The 16,178-nt window shown below is 64.7% G+C and carries 16 protein-coding genes; 10 read left to right on the top strand and 6 right to left on the bottom strand.

Features of this window, described 5'->3' with window-relative positions; all coding sequences use genetic code 11:
• The first annotated feature begins 39 nt into the window (after nucleotides 1-39).
• The 8 genes from NOM55_RS07240 to NOM55_RS07205 all read left to right on the top strand — a co-directional run bounded on the left by NOM55_RS07240 (nucleotide 40) and on the right by NOM55_RS07205 (nucleotide 7,460).
• The gene (locus NOM55_RS07240) at nucleotides 40-591 is read left to right on the top strand and encodes a chromate transporter (protein ID WP_255908049.1); all 552 of its coding nucleotides are present in this window, start codon (nucleotides 40-42) and stop codon (nucleotides 589-591) included.
• Nucleotides 588-1,112, top strand: coding sequence for a chromate transporter (locus NOM55_RS07235; protein ID WP_047965877.1), 525 nt, complete (start codon nucleotides 588-590; stop codon nucleotides 1,110-1,112). Before NOM55_RS07240 ends, NOM55_RS07235 begins: the two co-directional genes overlap by 4 nt.
• A 60-nt stretch (nucleotides 1,113-1,172) precedes the next feature.
• On the top strand, nucleotides 1,173-2,450 hold the full coding sequence (locus NOM55_RS07230; RefSeq protein WP_255908048.1) for a P-loop NTPase fold protein: 1,278 nt from the start codon (nucleotides 1,173-1,175) through the stop codon (nucleotides 2,448-2,450).
• Nucleotides 2,451-2,537: 87 nt separating this feature from the next.
• Nucleotides 2,538-4,244 (top strand): proline--tRNA ligase, encoded by a 1,707-nt coding sequence (locus tag NOM55_RS07225; RefSeq protein WP_255908047.1) that lies wholly within the window; start codon nucleotides 2,538-2,540, stop codon nucleotides 4,242-4,244.
• Nucleotides 4,245-4,252: 8 nt separating this feature from the next.
• On the top strand, nucleotides 4,253-4,879 hold the full coding sequence (locus NOM55_RS07220; protein ID WP_255908046.1) for a lytic transglycosylase domain-containing protein: 627 nt from the start codon (nucleotides 4,253-4,255) through the stop codon (nucleotides 4,877-4,879).
• A gap of 95 nt (nucleotides 4,880-4,974) precedes the next feature.
• A complete protein-coding gene (locus NOM55_RS07215) occupies nucleotides 4,975-5,796 on the top strand; it encodes an SAM-dependent methyltransferase (RefSeq protein WP_255908045.1) in 822 nt (273 codons plus the stop codon).
• 21 nt (nucleotides 5,797-5,817) lie between these two features.
• On the top strand, nucleotides 5,818-6,702 hold the full coding sequence (locus tag NOM55_RS07210) for a LysR family transcriptional regulator (RefSeq protein WP_255908044.1): 885 nt from the start codon (nucleotides 5,818-5,820) through the stop codon (nucleotides 6,700-6,702).
• Between the two features lie 251 nt (nucleotides 6,703-6,953).
• Entirely contained in the window at nucleotides 6,954-7,460 is a 507-nt protein-coding gene (locus tag NOM55_RS07205) for a hypothetical protein (protein ID WP_255908043.1), read from the top strand.
• Nucleotides 7,461-8,169: 709 nt separating this feature from the next.
• Here the strand turns inward: NOM55_RS07205 and NOM55_RS07200 are convergent.
• The 3 genes from NOM55_RS07200 to NOM55_RS07190 all read right to left on the bottom strand — a co-directional run bounded on the left by NOM55_RS07200 (nucleotide 8,170) and on the right by NOM55_RS07190 (nucleotide 10,970).
• Nucleotides 8,170-9,396, bottom strand: a complete 1,227-nt coding sequence (locus NOM55_RS07200; RefSeq protein ID WP_255908042.1) for a D-serine ammonia-lyase — start codon at nucleotides 9,394-9,396, stop codon at nucleotides 8,170-8,172.
• Nucleotides 9,397-9,460: 64 nt separating this feature from the next.
• A complete protein-coding gene (locus NOM55_RS07195; protein WP_255908040.1) occupies nucleotides 9,461-9,736 on the bottom strand; it encodes a GIY-YIG nuclease family protein in 276 nt (91 codons plus the stop codon).
• A 52-nt stretch (nucleotides 9,737-9,788) separates the two neighbouring features.
• Complete coding sequence (locus NOM55_RS07190; protein WP_255908039.1) at nucleotides 9,789-10,970, bottom strand: aminotransferase class I/II-fold pyridoxal phosphate-dependent enzyme; 1,182 nt, start codon at nucleotides 10,968-10,970, stop codon at nucleotides 9,789-9,791.
• Nucleotides 10,971-11,127: 157 nt separating this feature from the next.
• Here NOM55_RS07190 and NOM55_RS07185 point away from each other — a divergent pair, with 157 nt between their 5' ends.
• Nucleotides 11,128-11,508 (top strand): VOC family protein, encoded by a 381-nt coding sequence (locus NOM55_RS07185; RefSeq protein ID WP_255908038.1) that lies wholly within the window; start codon nucleotides 11,128-11,130, stop codon nucleotides 11,506-11,508.
• A 76-nt stretch (nucleotides 11,509-11,584) separates the two neighbouring features.
• On the opposite strand, the gene ccsB is transcribed toward NOM55_RS07185, so the two are convergent.
• From ccsB to NOM55_RS07170, 3 genes are all read right to left on the bottom strand, one after another.
• Entirely contained in the window at nucleotides 11,585-12,718 is a 1,134-nt protein-coding gene (ccsB, locus tag NOM55_RS07180; protein WP_255908179.1) for a c-type cytochrome biogenesis protein CcsB, read from the bottom strand.
• Nucleotides 12,718-14,739, bottom strand: coding sequence for a cytochrome c biogenesis protein ResB (locus NOM55_RS07175; protein WP_255908037.1), 2,022 nt, complete (start codon nucleotides 14,737-14,739; stop codon nucleotides 12,718-12,720). The genes ccsB and NOM55_RS07175 overlap by 1 nt, the downstream gene beginning before the upstream one ends.
• A 72-nt stretch (nucleotides 14,740-14,811) precedes the next feature.
• The gene (locus NOM55_RS07170; RefSeq protein WP_047965890.1) at nucleotides 14,812-15,429 is read right to left on the bottom strand and encodes a cytochrome c; all 618 of its coding nucleotides are present in this window, start codon (nucleotides 15,427-15,429) and stop codon (nucleotides 14,812-14,814) included.
• 91 nt (nucleotides 15,430-15,520) lie between these two features.
• Here NOM55_RS07170 and yihA point away from each other — a divergent pair, with 91 nt between their 5' ends.
• Complete coding sequence (gene yihA, locus NOM55_RS07165; protein ID WP_255908036.1) at nucleotides 15,521-16,168, top strand: ribosome biogenesis GTP-binding protein YihA/YsxC; 648 nt, start codon at nucleotides 15,521-15,523, stop codon at nucleotides 16,166-16,168.
• Nucleotides 16,169-16,178: the final 10 nt, after the last annotated feature.

The raw sequence follows: 16,178 nt of genomic DNA, 5'->3' as shown, positions 1-16,178 counted from the left end.
GTTTGTCGCCGCCTCCGCTTCCGCACTACGCTACCGGTCATGGAAACACACAACATCCCCACCCGCCGCGAGCTGTTCACCGGCTTTTTCGGCATCGGCATCATCGGCTTCGGCGGTGTGCTGCCGCTGGTGCACCACATGCTGGTGCTGCGCAAAGGCTGGCTGACCGACGCCGAATTCACCGAGCTGCTCGGCCTCGGCCAGATCCTGCCCGGCCCCAACGTGGTCAACCTCAGCGTCGCCGTCGGCGGCCGCTTCCACGGTGCCAGCGGCGCGCTGCTGGCGTTCAGCGGCCTGCTGCTGGCGCCGTTCTGCATCGCCATGCTGCTGGTGTCGCTGTACCAGCAATACCGCGGCCTGCCGGCGTTGCAGCAGGTGCTGGCCGGGCTGGCGCCGGCGGCCACCGGCCTGATCTTCGGCATGGGCTTGCGGCTGGCCGCCAGACTGGAGCGCAGCAGCTGGTGCATCGCGCTGGCGGTGGCCACCTTTGTCGCCATCGGCCTGCTGCACTGGCCGCTGCTGCCGCTCTTGCTGGTGATGGTGCCACTGGCGGTGACGCTGGCCTGGCACCGGCAGAAGGAGCCGACATGAGCGCGATGCTGCTTGCCCTGTTCCTGGTGTTCGGCCAGCTGTCGCTGATGGCGGTCGGCGGCGCCAACGCGGTGGTGCCGGAAATGCTGCGCATGGTGGTCAACGAGCACGGCTGGATGACGGCGGCGGAATTCACCGCGCTGTTCGCCATCGCGCAGTCGGCACCGGGGCCGAACGTACTGATCGCCAGCCTGGTCGGCTGGCAGATGGCCAGCCTGCCCGGCGCCGCCATCAGCCTGATCGGCATCTGCGGCCCGTCCTCGATCCTCAGCTTCTACGTCGCCAAACTGTGGCAGCGCTTCCGCGATTACCGGCTGTGCCACGCCATCCAGCGCGGCTTCGCACCGCTGTCGATCGGGCTGGTGCTGGGCGGCGCCTGGCTGCTGGCCGGCATCGCCAACACCGGCTGGAGCGCGTGGCTGCTGTGCGCCGTCAGCGCGCTGATCGCCTGGCGCACCAGCCTGCACCCGCTGTGGTTGCTGGGCGCCGGCGCCGTGACCGGGCTGCTGGGCTGGGTGTAGCCGTCGGCGCGGATCGCGCATGGCATAATCGGCGGCATTCCCTTGCCGCCGGTACGCACCATGACCGTTTCTGCCCTCGCCGCTGATACCCATGCCACTGAAGACCTGCTCGGTTTCACACCCCACGCGCAAAGGCTGGCAAAAACCATCTTGGGCTTACCCAAAGACCACAGCTTTGTCATCGGTATCGAAGGCGAGTGGGGTGAGGGCAAGTCCAGCTTCATCAAACTGCTGAATCAGGCGTTTCGGGACGAGACTGATCTGCTGCGGCCAACCTTGGTCGAATTCAACCCGTGGTGGTTTGAAGGATCAGATCAACTGATGCGGCATTTTTTTGATGAGCTGTTTGCCCAGATCGATTGGAGCAAAGAAGCTGGTTCCAAGGCAAAAGAGGCATTAGCTAAGCTGGCCTACGGCCTTAAGAAAGCCAGCAAGATTATTGAATATGTGCCGGTTGGCATTTCCAAAGACCTGTTGGAGAAGTTGGCTGAGGTAGTGGAACCCCAAAAGCAGACCGAATCCATCGCGGATTTGCGGCAGTCGGCCAAGAGCACATTGGGGGCATTGCAATTCAAGACCGTGGTTTTTATCGATGATCTGGATCGTCTGCCACCGAACGAAGTGAATGAGTTGTTCCGCGTGATCAAGGCGGTGGCGGACCTCCCCAATATTGTCTATGTCGTGGCCTACGACCGCGCCATCGTCGCCTCGGCGTTGGATAGCTTTCACAAAGACAAGGGCGAAGCCTATCTGGAAAAAATCATCCAGCTACCCTATAGGCTGCCCAAACCTACCGGTGCGCACAGGCGTGCCTACTATCACAAGGTGCTCAATGAATTGCCACTGGTACGGGATTGTGCCGGGGAGGATAAAGAGACGGCGCTGGATTTCATCATTGCTGCCTTTCTGCCTACGCCTCGGGATGTAAAGCGTTTATATGTGGCTTTGTTGGGCACCCAGCATCTGCCTGCGGAGATCGGCATGAGCAGCCTGGACTTTATCTTTCTGGAGGCAATGCGGATCAAGTACAGAAAAATATGGAGCGCGTTTTTAGCGGAATGGCAGCGGAGGCTTGATCAGTCCTTTCTCATTGATGGCGATTTCTTGAGTAGGCAAATGAAGTTTGAGTCATTTAATCAAAAAGAACTTGTGGAGCAGGCAATCAGGTTCTTTTGTCATCCAGATTCTTGGCCACATCGCGAACATACCATGCCTGCCGATAAAAACTGCTTGGCCAATCTCGCGTCTGCAGGGCGTATACCGGAAGCAACGGCGCGTAGTCGCCAATGGTATGTTTCCTATCAACAGCAGTTGGCCGCCTTCGCCGACCAGGAATAGACGGCTGATGTGGCGAACCTCCCGCCCGTGCGCGCAAAACGTTACAATCAGCGCTATTTCGCAGAAATCTCAAGGATAACCAACACCATGCGCGCCTCGCAGTTTTTCATCTCCACCCAGAAAGAAGCCCCCGCCGACGCGGATATCGTGAGCCAGAAGCTGATGCTGCGTGCCGGCTTCATCCGCAAGGTCGCCGCCGGTGTCTACTCGTGGATGCCGATGGGCCTGCGTTCGCTGAAGAAGGTCGAGAACATCGTGCGCGAGGAAATGAACCGTGCCGGCGCCATCGAGATGGTGATGCCGGTGGTGCAGCCGGCCGGCCTGTGGCAGGAAACCGACCGCTTCGACAGCATGGGTGCCGAGCTGCTGCGCTTCAAGGATCGCCACGACCGTGATTTCGTGATCCAGCCGACCTCGGAAGAAGTGGTCACCGACATCGCCCGCGCCGAGCTGCGCAGCTACCGCGCGCTGCCGAAGAACTTCTACCAGATCCAGACCAAATTCCGCGACGAGCGCCGTCCGCGCTTCGGCGTGATGCGTGGCCGCGAGTTCACCATGAAGGACGCGTACTCCTTCGACCGCAGCGCCGAAGACGCCGGCAAGAGCTACGACAACATGTTTGCCGCCTACTGCCGCATCTTCGACCGCCTGGGCCTGACCTACCGCGCGGTGGCGGCCGATACCGGCGCCATCGGCGGCGACCGCTCGCACGAATTCCAGGTGATCGCCGAAACCGGCGAAGACGCCATCGTCTACTGCCCGACCTCCGACTACGCGGCCAACATCGAGCTGGCGGAAGCGGTAGCCCCGGCCGGCGAGCGCCCGGCTGCTGCGGCCAACCTTGTTAAGGTGCATACCCCGAAGGTGAAGACCATCGCCGAGCTGGTGGATTTCCTGAAGGTCGACATCACCGCGACCGTGAAGGCGATCGTGGTGGAAGGCGAAAAGGGCGAGGCGGTGCTGATGCTGCTGCGCGGCGACCACGAGCTGAACGAAGTGAAGGCGGAGAAGATCGCCGGCATCAAGAAGCCGCTGACCTTCGCCGCGCCGGCCGCGATCAAGGACGCCTTCGGCGCCAATCCCGGCTCGCTGGGTCCGGTCGGCTTTAACGGCCGCGTGATCGCCGACCGTACCGTGGCCAAGATGGCCGATTTCGTGATCGGTGCCAACGAGGACGATCAGCACTACACCGGCGCCAACTTCGGCCGTGACTGCGCCGAGCCGGAAGTGGCCGACCTGCGCAACGTGGTGGTCGGCGATGTGTCGCCGTGCGGCAACGGCGTGCTCGACATCCAGCGCGGTATCGAGGTTGGCCACGTGTTCTACCTCGGCACCAAGTATTCCAAGGCGATGAACGCCACCTTCCTCGACGAAGACGGCAAGCCGAAGCACTTCGAGATGGGCTGCTACGGTATCGGCGTGAGCCGTATCCTCGGCGCCGCCATCGAGCAGAACTACGACGACAAGGGCATGATCTGGCCGGACGCGATCGCGCCGTTCAGCGTGGTGATCTGCCCGGTCGGCTACGACCGCTCCGAAGGCGTGAAAGCCGCCGCCGACCAGCTGTACGCTGATTTGCAAGACAAGGGCGTGGACGTGATCATCGACGACCGCGGCGAGCGCCCGGGCGCGATGTTCGCCGACTGGGAGCTGATCGGCGCGCCGCACCGCGTCACCATCGGCGACCGCGGCCTGAAGGAAGGCAAGGTCGAGTACCAGCACCGTCGTGATGCCGAATCCACCGCGGTGGCACCGGACGCGGTGCTGGACTTCGTGCTGGGTAAGCTGGCCTGATTATGGCCATGAGCGCGCCGCGCCTTGCCGGCCTGCTGCTGGTGGCTGCCCTGGTGGCTGCGCCGGCGTGGGCGGGGGCGCAGCGCGAAGAGGCGCTGGCGGCCAACGTGGCGTCGGCGATGTCGCGCAGCATTGCCGACATCAACGCGCCACGGCTGGTGTTCGACAACCCGCACGAGGGTGCGGCGTGGCTGGCGGAGATGTCGCGCCGCCTCAGCCGCCGCCTCCCGGACCAGTGGCTGCGCGAGCGGCTGCTGACCGCGGTGCAGTACGAGGCCACCCGCGCTGGGCTGGACCCGCAGCTGGTGCTGGGGCTGATCCAGGTGGAGAGCGGCTTCAACAAGTACGCGATCTCGCCGGTCGGCGCGCGCGGCCTGATGCAGGTGATGCCATTCTGGGTGCGCAGCATCGGCGCCAGCGAGCACAACCTGTTCGAGCTGACGCTGAACCTGCGCTACGGCTGCACCATCCTGCGCCATTATCTGGACATAGAGCGCGGCAACCTGTTCCGCGCGCTGGGGCGCTACAACGGCAGCCTCGGCCGTGCCGAATACCCCAATCTGGTGGTCGGCGCCTGGCGCAGCCACTGGCAGTGGACACCGCCGGCCAGCCTGCAGCAAACCGCCGGCCACTGAGCCGGCCGCGCTTGTCGTGCCCGGCGCCACAGCAGCGCCATGCTTCCGGCCGCAAGCCCGTGCTTGCGGCCAACCTTTTTTATACGGACACCGCGATGAGCCTGATCCCCGAAATCAAACCGCAGCAGTCGATCGAACTGCTGAAAGAACTGCACATCCTGACCCGCGACGGCAAGATCAACCAGGACACCCGCCGCAAGCTGAAGCAGGTCTATCACCTGTACCAGTTCATCGAGCCGCTGATGGCCGACGTGCTGGCGGAAAAGGGCAGCCTGACGCTGGCCGACCACGGCGCCGGCAAGTCCTACCTCGGCTTCATCCTGTATGACCTGTTCCTGAAGGACAAGGCGGCGGCGCACGTCTACGGTGTGGAAACGCGGCAGGAGCTGGTGGACAAGTCGGTGGATCTCGCCGAGCGGCTGGGCTTTGCCGGCATGAGCTTCCTCAACCTGACGGTGGAGCAGTCGATCACTTCCGACGCGCTGCCGGCGCAGGTGGACATCATCACCGCGCTGCACGCCTGCAACACCGCCACCGACGACGCCATCCGCTTCGCGCTGGCCAAGGACGCCAAGTACATCGTGCTGGTGCCGTGCTGCCAGGCCGAGGTGGCCGCCGTGCTGCGGCAGAAGAAGAACGAGACCTTCGGCAAGACCGCGCTGTCCGAGCTGTGGCGCCACCCGATCCACACCCGCGAATTCGGCAGCCAGCTGACCAACGTGCTGCGTTGCCTGCAGCTGGAGGCGCGCGGCTACCAGGTCACCGTCACCGAGCTGGTGGGCTGGGAGCACTCGATGAAGAACGAGCTGATCATCGCCAAGAAGGTCGGCGGCGCGAAAAAGAGCGCCCGCGAACGCCAGGAAAGCATCCTGCGCGAGCTGAACCTGGAAGAGCTGCGCCAGCGCTTCGCCTACTAAGCTCCACCCGATGACCCGCCCATGACCCGCCGCCTCGACGCCACCCTGCTGGCCGACCTGTGGTTCTTCCACGCGGTGGCGGCCTGCGGCGGCTTTCGCCGCGCCGCCGAACAGCTGGCGGTGACCCAGGGCGCGGTCAGCCAGCGCGTGCAGCGGCTGGAAGCGCGGCTGCAACTGAGCCTGCTGCAACGCGGCGGCCGCAACCTGCAACTCACCCCCGCCGGGCAGCAGCTGTTTGCCGCTTGTGACAGTGGCTTCGATACCGTGGCCACCACCTTGGCTGCCTTGCAGCGCGAGGCCGCGCCGGCCAGCGTGCGGCTGTCGGCGCCGCCGTCGCTGGCGCTGGAATGGCTGCTGCCGCGACTGGGGCGCTTCGCCCGCCTGCAGCCGGAAATCAGCGTCGATCTGCTGGCCGACAACCAGCCTTACAGCCCGGCGGCCCTGCGTCAGGCCGGCATCGACCTGGCGCTGCGCTACCTGCCGCAGGCGCCGCAGGATGCCGCCTTCGTGTTGCCGGAGTACGGCTTTCCGGTCGCCGCCCCCGCTTTCGATACCGCCGGCCACAGCGGCCGCCTGCTGCACGACGACGCGCCGTGGAGCACGCCAGCGCCGGCCGGCAGCGAGTGGGCGCTGTGGCTGGCCGCCCACGGCCGCCCGCCCGGCTGCGATGCCGGCGAACGCCACTTCAATCAGGCGCAACTGGCCTACCGCAGCGCACAGGCCGGCGACGGCGTGGCGTTGGGGCGGCAGCTGCTGGTGGCGCGCTATCTGCAGGATGGCAGCCTATGCCGGCTGGACGAACAGCCTCCGCTGCTCTTGGGCTACTACGCGCTGTATCCGGTAAGCGGTAGCGAGGCGGCGCAGACGCTGGCGGACTGGCTGTGCGGGGAGATGCAGCGGCAGTGAAGCTGGCGCGCCGAGTCGTTGTGTAATGAGGTGTGAGCGAGTGCGGTCAAGGTTGGCCGCGCATCGCGAGAAAGGGCAAGTCTGGTGGCTCGCCCTGTTGTTATTCGGGTCTGGGCTGTAGCGTGTGACAGGTTTGACGGCATTACCGTGAGCGGGACATGAAGCGTCGCTTATCTGTACCAGCAGTCGTGCTTGGCTGTAAATTTATTTGTCATTTTGATAGCATGGTAGCCTCTTTCTGGAGGCTGCTCATGATCCGCTCCTTGTTCGATAGTCGCCGCAAGCGCGGCTTCTTTGTCCTGCAGTTGCTTTGCTCACTGCTGTTCCAGCAGTCCACATGGTTGTGGACGGTTTTCAGCTGGCCTGTGCTCATGGACATGTTGCTATTCAGTCTGATTTACGCCTTTGTCATGCAAAGTTTTTTTGCCGGTGTCCTTAATCGCCACACAGTGGTGCGGGAGCAGCAAACCCTGACACTGCCTATGGCATTGCCCTTGGTGCGTGAGCGGGTGTGGCAGGAGCTGCAAGCGCGTTATGGTCGCCGGGCACGGGTGCAGGACGAGTGCCATTTCGAGGTATGTACCGCCTGGTCCGTGAAAAGCTGGGGTGAGCGTCTCAGTGTCGAACTGGCCGAGGCGGGCGGGGAGGCAACGCTGGTGCATCTAGGCAGTCAGCCACTGTGCCGGCTTACGCTGATGGATTGGAGCAAGAATCGCGACAATATCGATGGTTTGGTCAGGGCATTGGCTCAGAAGTAAGTCGGGCTTGTAGGCTGGTGCCGAGCTTGCGAAGCCCGGCGTTCACCGCGATGGAATGACCAAGGTTGGCCGCAAGCTGTCGCCGGTTTGCGGCCAACCTTGTTTTTCTGGGGTATCCGCTGCGCGGATGTTTTTTAGCTGCCGCTTTCCGCGCGGCGGCGGGGAAGGGGGATACCGCATCCCCCTTTCCAATCCCTGCTCTCCCGAAGGCGCAAGAATTCCCGCACCAACTGCCGCCAGCCCGGCGCCGCCCATACGCTGCGCTCAAAAGAGGGCGGCTTGTTTCCGGGCTGGCAGCAGTTGGCTCGGCTTGCGCCTACGGGACGGGGCGCGCCGGTTCGGTTTTGGCTGTTGTGAGGCGTAGTGTTCGGGTCGCTCGTAGGTCGGGTTAGCGCAGCGTAACCCGACAAGCTTTTCGGCTAGGCTTGTTCTATTTCCGCTCTAGTTTTCGTGTTCGTTCGCGGGCTTTTTGGCCAAGGCGATTTTGTCCGTGCTTTTGCTTCGCAGAAACTTCGTTTTCCGTGTGCTTCCGTGGCAAAAAATCAAGACCGATTACCGTCACAACGTAGGCTGCAAGCCGTGTCGGGTTACGCTGCGCTAACCCGACCTACGTGCTGAAGCCCGTATATACCGGGATGAAATACAAAAGGTTGGCCGCAAGCCGTTACCGGTTTGCGGCCAACCTTTTTGCTATGGAGCGGTTGTGAAATCACTCCGTCAGCAGCGGCAAAAACACCTCGTCCGGCAGTCCGTTGCCGCCGGTGGTCCACACCACCGGGATCACATTCCCCGGCCACTGTTCGCTGGCCAGCTGATGGGCGACGAAGCCGGCGGCGGCGGACGGCTCCAGCCGCAGGCCGTGTTGCTGCCACTGCTGGCGCACGGCCGCCAGCAGGCTGGCGTCGCTGACGGTGATCACCGCGTCGATCAGCTGCTGCACGATGCCGGCCACGGTGGCGGAGGCGCGCGGCACCGCCAGGCCGTCGGCCACGGTGCGGTTGTCGAGGCCGATGTCGTACACCGACAGCGCGTCGTCGCCAGTGGCGAGGCGCAGCAGGAAGCAGGGCGAGGCTACCGGCTCCACCAGCACGCACTGCACCGCGTCGCCGAACAGGCATTTCAGGCCGAAGGCGACGCCGCCGGGCGCGCCGCCGACGCCGCACGGCAGGTAGACCCGCAGCGGCTGCTCAGGGGTTGGCCGCAGGCCGGCGGCGGCCAGTTGCGGCGCCAGATCCCAGGCCGCGGCGGCGTAGCCGAAGAACAGCAGCAGCGAGCTTTCGTCGTCGATGAAATAGGCACGCGCATCGGCGGCCGCGTTGTTGCGCGCGGCGGCCACCGCCAGCGCGTAGTCGCCGGCATGCTCCACCACCGTGGCACCCAGCGCGCGCAGGCGCTGCTTTTTCCACTCCTTGGCGTCGTGCGACATGTGCACTTCCACTCCCAGCCCCAGCGCGCGTGCCATCACGCCGACGCTGTAGCCGAGGTTGCCGGTGCTGCCGACCAGGATGCGGTGCTGTGCGAACAGCGCGTGCGCCGGCGCGTCGGCCAGCAGCGCGTAGTTGTCGCCGGCTTGCAGCAGGCCGGCGGCCAGTGCCAGCTCTTCGGCGTGGCACAGCACCTCGTACACGCCGCCGCGCGCCTTGATGCAGGCGGTGATCGGCAGTGCGTGGTCGGCTTTCACCCACAGCGGCCGGCCGTGCTCGTCGCTCTGGCTCAGCAGTGGCGAGTCGATGCGGCCGTCGGCGGCGACGCTGTCCGGAAACAGCCGCGCCAGCAGCGGCGCGAAGCGCTGCCAGCGGGCGATGGCGGCTTCGATCTCGGCGCGGCCGTGGCCGCTGGCGGTCAGTGCGGCGGCGGCGGGACGCAGGCCGGGGTTGTGCCACAGCAAGGGCTGGCCGTGGCGCAGGGCGGCGGGGAGGGTATCGAGAGGGAACATGGCGTTTTCCTGTCAGAGCATGGCTGGCAGTGTGCGCGTGGCCGCTGGCGGCGACAAGCCAGCATTACTGCGCGGTCTGATTAGCCGGGCTAATGGCTTGCGCCGCCAGCCACGTCCGCTTCTGCGCCGCGCTCATCGCCTTTACCGCCAGCTCGGCGCGCAGCGCTTCGCCCTTGTCGGCAAATTCCAGCACCAGCGCGATGCGCTCGGGCGGAAAGCTGCGGGTGTAGCGCGCGCCCTTGCCGGCGACATGGGCGGCGTAGCGTTTCTCGACATTGTTGCTGATGCCGGTGTACAGGCTGCCGCCGCGGCATTCCAGCAGGTACAGGTACCAGCTCATGAGGCGTAAGGTTGGCCGCAAGGCCTGCGGCCAACGTTTTGTGCTGCGAGACTCACTCGGCCAGTGCCTGCTGCAGGTCGGCGATGATGTCGCGGATGTCCTCGATGCCCACCGAGCAACGCACCAGCCCACCGGGAATGCCCAGCGCGATGCGTTCCTGTTCGGTGCATTCCACGTGGCTGGTGGTGCTGGGCACGCCCAGCAGGGTGTCCACCGTGCCCAGCGTGGCGGCGCGGATCAACAGCTGGCAGCGCGGCAGCAGCCGGCGCACGGCGGCAAAACCGCCGGCCAGCTCGAAGCTGAGCACGCCGCCAAAGCCGTGCATCTGCTCGCGGGCGATGGCGTGTTGCGGATGATCCGGCAGGCCGGGGTAGTTCACCTGCGCCACCGCCGGCTGCTGCTGCAGCCATTGCGCCAGCGCCAGCGCATTGTCGTTGTGCTGGCGCATGCGCAACGCCAGCGTCTTGATGCCGCGCAGGATCAGGAAGGCGCTCATCGGGTCGAGGCAGGCGCCGTGGATCTCGCGGTAGTGGCGGATGCGGTCGGTCAGCGCCTGGCTGCCGCAGACGATGCCGCCCATGGCGTCGGCGTGGCCGCCCAGGAACTTGGTGGCGCTGTGCAGCACCAGGTCGGCGCCCAGCGCCAGCGGGTTCTGGTTCACCGGGGTGGCAAAGGTGTTGTCGATCACCACCACCGCGCCGGCGGCATGCCCAGCGGCGGCCAGACGGCGGATGTCCTGCACCTTCAGCAGCGGGTTGGTCGGCGATTCCAGGTACAGCAGCTCGCAGCCGCCGGCCAGCGCGGCGTCGAAGGCGGCGGCATCGGTGGTGTCGCACAGCGTCACCTGCACCCCCCACTGCGGCAGGGTGTGCTGCAACAGGTAGTGGCTGCCGCCGTAGGTGTCCTTGCCGGCCACCACGCGCGCGCCGGGCTTGAGCAGCGCCAGCAGCGTGCTGCTGATCGCCGCCATGCCGCTGCCGAAGCTCACCGCCGCCGCCGCGCCTTCCAGCGCCGCCAGCTTGGCTTCCAGCGCCAGGCTGGTGGGGTGGGCGCTGTTGCGCGCGTACAGCGGGCCGGCGACCTCGCCGCGCGCCACCTGTTCCCAGCTGTCCACATCCGGGTAGCCGTGGGCGATGCCGAACTCGATGGGCACCGCCAGCGCGGCGTGCGGGCGGTAGTCGTCTTCGCCAGCGCGAACGGCGAGGGTGGCGGGGTGCAGGGGAAGTGTGCTCATGACGGCTCCGGCTAGTGGTCTGGCAGCGTACGGGCTGCCCCGCGCCGGCAGGGGCGCGGCAATGGCGGCAGTGTGCCGCGATCGCCGGGCGCGGTAAAGTATGACGATGGGGCTACTGCGGCATGGTGCGGCAGGGTGTGCCTGGCAAGGAGTCAGGATGCAAATCGAACGGCTGGATCATCTGGTGCTGACGGTGGCGGATATTCCGCGCACGGTGGCGTTTTATCGTGATGTGCTGGGCATGGTGCCGGTGACTTTCGGCGAGGGCAGGGTGGCGCTGGAATTCGGCCGGCACAAGATCAACCTGCATCCGGCGGCGGCGCCCTTGCTGCCGCACGCGCGGGTGCCGCAGGCGGGCAGTGCCGATCTCTGCCTGATCGTGAGTGGCGAGTTGGATGAGGTGGCGGCGGAGCTGGCCGCCAAGGGCGTGGCCGTCGAGCTGGGTCCGGTGGCGCGCACCGGTGCGCTGGGGTCGATTCGCTCCCTGTATTTGCGCGATCCGGACGGCAATCTGCTGGAGCTGTCGGTGTACACCTGAGCGGAAAACGCCACGACCCGGCACAGGGCCGGGTCGTGAGGTGACAGGGTTGGCCGCATGCGGCCAACCTTGAGTGTTACAGCGCGCCGTAGGAGTGCAGGCCGGACAGGAACATGTTGACGCCGATGAAGGCGAACGAGGTCACAAGCAGGCCGACCACCGCCCACCACGCCAGCGGCTCGCCGCGCCAGCCCTTGACCAGGCGCATGTGCAGCCAGGCGGCGTAGTTCAGCCACACGATCAGTGCCCAGGTTTCTTTCGGGTCCCAGCTCCAGTAGCCGCCCCAGGCATCCGCCGCCCACATCGCACCGAGGATGGTGGCGATGGTGAAGAACAGGAAGCCGACGGCGATCGCCTTGTACATCACCTCGTCCAGCACCTCGGCCGAGGGCAGGCGGCTGGCGAGGATGCCGCGGCGGATCAGCAGCTGCGCCACGCCGATCATCGCCGACATCGCGAACGCGCCGTAGCCGACGAAGTTGGCCGGCACGTGGATCTTCATCCACCACGATTGCAGCGCCGGGATCAGCGGCTGGATCTCGTGCGCCTGGCGGTCGAAGGTGTACCACAGGATGAAGCCGACCGCGGCGCTGATCACCAGCAGCACGAAGGCGCCGACCTGGCGCACCGCGAACTTGGCCTCGTAGTACAAATACATCAGCGCGGTGATCAGGCAGAACAGGATGAACACTTCGTACAGGTTGGAGACCGGGATGCGGCCAACGTCCGGCGCGATCAGATAGCTTTCGTACCAGCGGGTGAACAGGCCGGCCAGCGCGAACACCGCCGCCGCCCAGGTCAGGCCGCTGCCCATGCGCATCAGCAGGTCGGCGCGGGAGAGGGTGCCGGCCCAGTACAGCACGGTGGCAAGGAAGAACAGCGTGCACATCCACATGAACGACGACTGGCTGGACAGCAGGTACTTCAGGCCGAAGCTTTCCACCGCGCGCGCCAGGTTGTGGTCGTACAGCTGGATCGCCAGCAGCGACACCGCCCCGGCCAGCGGGAAGAACCAGCGCCAGCTCGGCCAGAACCAGCCCAGCGCCACCAGCGCGATACTGCTGCCGGCCAGGATCAGCTGTTCGTAGTAGTCCAGCGCGCTGCCGTACAGGCTGAAGCTGTAGCCGGCGGCGACGACGATCAGCAGCGCGTACAGCCAGTCACCGGCGGCCAGACGCTTGTACAGCGGTTGTTGCAACACCATCTCCATCATGCTTCTCCAGCCTGTTTGTTCAGATAGTCGACCATGCGCTCGAAGTCCTGGTCCAGATCGCGGTTGTGGCGGTTGGAGGTCATCGCCAGTCGGGTGCCGTCGCGCTGCAGCAGCAGCCAGACGCGCACTTCGCGCACGTAGAACATCAGGATGATGCCGATCACCAGCAGCAGCGAGCCAAGATACACCACGTTCTTGCCCGGCGAGCGCGTCATTTGCAGGCCGGAGGACTGCACCTGCTCAAAGCCGCTCATTTCCAGGTATACCGGCGCCGCGTAGTCCTGCAGCGCGCTGACGCTGACCAGGCTGTCGAGCAGGAAGCGGTAGTGCTTGGCGTCCTGCGGCCATGGCGCCTGACCGGCCTTGGCCTGCGCCACGTCCATCACGTCGACCACCGCACCCTGCAGGATCTTGATATAGGTCTGCGCAATCGCCTGGCGCTTGTCGGCCGGTACCTTGTCGTCGAGGAACTGTTCCAGCGCGCCGAAGCCGCCCTGGGCAAAGCGCGACAGTACCCAGCGCACGCTGTCGGAGAACTGCTGCTGCATCGCCGGGCTGATCGCCTGACCCTGCATCGCCTTGGCGGTGGTGCGTTCACGGATCTCGTCGTACAGCGCCGGGTTCTTCAGTGCCGCGTACAGGCGCATGAAGCTGGCGATGCTCATGTCCTTGTCGAGCGGAATGCGCAGGTACTGGAACGGCTGTGCCACGTCGCTGCGCACCCCGGCCACCTGGTACCACTCGCCGTCCTGCTGCATCGGCGCCATGTAGTGCTGGTATTCACGCGCCTGGCCGTGCTGGTCGCGCAGCTTGAAGCTGATCGACGGGCCGATGTTCTTCAGCGCCTTGGTGTCCTGCCGTACCGAGCGCGCGTCGTTGAGGCGTTGTTCAAGAGACTTGTCGTCGCTGCCCGGCGCGCCGGTGTTTTCCACGTTGAACACGCGCAGCTCGCCGAATTCCAGCTTGTAGTCGCGGCCGTTGACCTTCAGCGGTTGTGCGCCCAGCGAGTTGCCCTTGATGTCGGTCGGCGCCGCCTGCGGGGTCTGCAGGTTCCACGCCTTCAGCTGCAGCGGCGAGCCGCCGTCGCCGAAGCTGGCCTGGTAGATGGCCACGCCGTCGACCACCAGCGGGTGGTTGACCTTGATGGTGTGTTCAGAAGTCTTGCCGCTGTCCTTGTCGGTGATGATCAGGTCGCTGGCGAACAGCTTGGGCATGCCGTTGCTGTAGTAGTCGACGTGGAATTTCTTCAGCGTGACTATGAACGGCAGCTCCTGCACCAGGTAGCCGTTGCCGCTGTTCATGAAGATCACGTCGGCGCTCTTGCCCTCCGGCACCGTCACGCTGCCGCGGAACGACAGGTTGCCGGCGCCAAGACGGCTCTGTTCCGGAATCTGTGCCTGCGGCAGTTCGCGCGTTTCCGGCTTGATGCTGCCGGTCAGCTCGCCGAGCTTGAGCGGCAGGTTGCCGTCCATCAGGCCGCCGATGCAGATCACCACCATCGCGATGTGGGCGAAGAAGTAGCCCAGCTTGTTGGCACTGCCCTTCTTCGCCGCCAGCAGCACGCTACCGTCGTCGCGCGGCACGCGCTTCACGCGCAGGCCGTGGCCCTGCAGCAGGCGCATCGCCCGTGCCTCGTCCAGCGTCAGGTCCAGCTGCTGGCTGTGGCGCATCGCCCGCAGCGAGTTGTCGGTGGCGCGCTCGCGGAAGCTCTTCATCTCGCGCAGGAAGGTCGGCCCGTTGCGGATGATGCACAGCGTGGTGGACAGCACCAGGAAGGCGAGGATCAGCAGGAACCACGACGAGTGGTACACGTCGTACAGGCCCAGCTTCTCGAAGGCGACAAACCAGAACTGGCCGAACTCGAAGGCGTAGTTGGGATAGGGCTCGTTCTGCTTGAGCACGGTGCCGATGATCGAGGCGATGGCCAGAATGGTCAGCAAGCCGATGGCGAAGCGCATCGAACTGAACAGCTCGTACGCGTGGTGAAGATTCGATGCTGAAGGCTTATTGGGTTTCATGTGTTTTCAAAGCACGACAAAGGGGGGCGTGAAGGCCCCCCTTTGGAACGTGACAGCAGCAAAAAGTTGCGCTTAACGCAGGCCGGAAATGTATTCTGCTACCGCTTTCATGTCGGCATCAGACATGCGCATGGCCACATCGGCCATGATCGAGTTCTTGCGATCCGTGCCAGCCTTGAAATCATTCAGCTGTTTGACGATGTAGGCGGCGTGCTGGCTACCCAGTGCCGGGTACTGCGCCGGGAAGCCCTTGCCGGCGGCACCGTGGCAGGCCATACAGGCCGGAACGCGGGTCACCGGGTTACCGGCCTTGTACAGCTTCTGGCCGGCTGGCAGCAGTGCCTTGTCGTTGGCCTGGCGTGCTTTCAGCTTCTGTTCGCTGAAGTACTCGGCCACGTTCTTCATGTCGGCGTCGGACAGGCTGGAAGCCATGCCCAGCATGATCGGGTTCTTGCGTTCGCCACTCTTGAAGGCCTTGAGCTGGCTTTCCAGGTATTTGGCGTGCTGGCCAGCCAGCGACGGGTTGGCGGAGGCCACGCTGTTGCCGTCCGCACCGTGACAGGCGGCACACACTTGCTCGGCAATCACTTTGCCTTTGGCGACATCGCCACGGGTCACAGCTGGGGTGGCGGCCAGTGCGCTACCGGCGAGGGTAGCGGCAGCGATCGCCAACAGCATCTTACGTTTCATGGTCACTCCTCGAGAGAGATTGCGTAAATATCTGTAAAGGTGGCAATTTCAAACCTGCTATTCTATACCAACTGACTTTACACTTACTACTATGACGATCTTTCAGAACGCCCGCTTCTTTACCACCGTAAATCATCTTAAGGATTTGCCGCCGACCCGTGCCGAGATCGCCTTTGTCGGGCGCTCCAATGCCGGCAAGTCCAGCGCCATCAATACCCTGTGCAACCGCACCCGCCTGGCCTTCGTGTCCAAGACGCCGGGGCGGACGCAGCATATCAATTTCTTCGACCTGGGCCAGGAGCGCTACCTGGTCGACCTGCCCGGCTACGGCTACGCCGAAGTGCCGGAGGCGGTGCGCGCCCACTGGGTGGAACTGCTGGGGCAGTACCTGCAGTCGCGTACCAGCCTGATCGGCCTGTTGCTGATCATGGATTCGCGCCGGCCGCTGCGCGATCTGGACTGGAAGATGATCGAGTTTTTCAGCGAGACCAACCGTCCGGTGCACATCCTGTTGTCCAAAGCCGACAAATTATCGCGTCAGGAGCAGCAGAAAGTCTTGGCCTCGGTCAAAAAAGAACTGCATGACTATCCGCAAATCAGCATCCAGCTGTTCTCCAGCTCGAAGAAGACCGGTACCGCCGAAGTCGAGCAGCAGGTGCAGGACTGGTTCGCCGCGGTGGCGGAGGACGACTTCGGTGGCGAAGAAAATCACGGTGCCGCCGGAACTTTGCCCGAGTAAGCCGTCAAAG

The sequence above is a fragment of the Vogesella sp. AC12 genome, assembly GCF_024437575.1.
Taxonomy (GTDB): domain Bacteria; phylum Pseudomonadota; class Gammaproteobacteria; order Burkholderiales; family Chromobacteriaceae; genus Vogesella; species Vogesella indigofera.
Note: the sequence above shows the minus strand (reverse complement) of the source record. Positions and strands in the feature narration are given on the sequence as shown.

Coding starts and splice junctions, on each gene's coding strand:
- NOM55_RS07240 (WP_255908049.1), top strand. CDS start 40: ATGGAAACACACAACATCCCCACCCGCCGCGAGCTGTTCACCGGCTTT.
- NOM55_RS07235 (WP_047965877.1), top strand. CDS start 588: ATGAGCGCGATGCTGCTTGCCCTGTTCCTGGTGTTCGGCCAGCTGTCG.
- NOM55_RS07230 (WP_255908048.1), top strand. CDS start 1,173: ATGACCGTTTCTGCCCTCGCCGCTGATACCCATGCCACTGAAGACCTG.
- NOM55_RS07225 (WP_255908047.1), top strand. CDS start 2,538: ATGCGCGCCTCGCAGTTTTTCATCTCCACCCAGAAAGAAGCCCCCGCC.
- NOM55_RS07220 (WP_255908046.1), top strand. CDS start 4,253: ATGAGCGCGCCGCGCCTTGCCGGCCTGCTGCTGGTGGCTGCCCTGGTG.
- NOM55_RS07215 (WP_255908045.1), top strand. CDS start 4,975: ATGAGCCTGATCCCCGAAATCAAACCGCAGCAGTCGATCGAACTGCTG.
- NOM55_RS07210 (WP_255908044.1), top strand. CDS start 5,818: ATGACCCGCCGCCTCGACGCCACCCTGCTGGCCGACCTGTGGTTCTTC.
- NOM55_RS07205 (WP_255908043.1), top strand. CDS start 6,954: ATGATCCGCTCCTTGTTCGATAGTCGCCGCAAGCGCGGCTTCTTTGTC.
- NOM55_RS07200 (WP_255908042.1), bottom strand. CDS start 9,396: ATGTTCCCTCTCGATACCCTCCCCGCCGCCCTGCGCCACGGCCAGCCC.
- NOM55_RS07195 (WP_255908040.1), bottom strand. CDS start 9,736: ATGAGCTGGTACCTGTACCTGCTGGAATGCCGCGGCGGCAGCCTGTAC.
- NOM55_RS07190 (WP_255908039.1), bottom strand. CDS start 10,970: ATGAGCACACTTCCCCTGCACCCCGCCACCCTCGCCGTTCGCGCTGGC.
- NOM55_RS07185 (WP_255908038.1), top strand. CDS start 11,128: ATGCAAATCGAACGGCTGGATCATCTGGTGCTGACGGTGGCGGATATT.
- ccsB (WP_255908179.1), bottom strand. CDS start 12,718: ATGGAGATGGTGTTGCAACAACCGCTGTACAAGCGTCTGGCCGCCGGT.
- NOM55_RS07175 (WP_255908037.1), bottom strand. CDS start 14,739: ATGAAACCCAATAAGCCTTCAGCATCGAATCTTCACCACGCGTACGAG.
- NOM55_RS07170 (WP_047965890.1), bottom strand. CDS start 15,429: ATGAAACGTAAGATGCTGTTGGCGATCGCTGCCGCTACCCTCGCCGGT.
- yihA (WP_255908036.1), top strand. CDS start 15,521: ATGACGATCTTTCAGAACGCCCGCTTCTTTACCACCGTAAATCATCTT.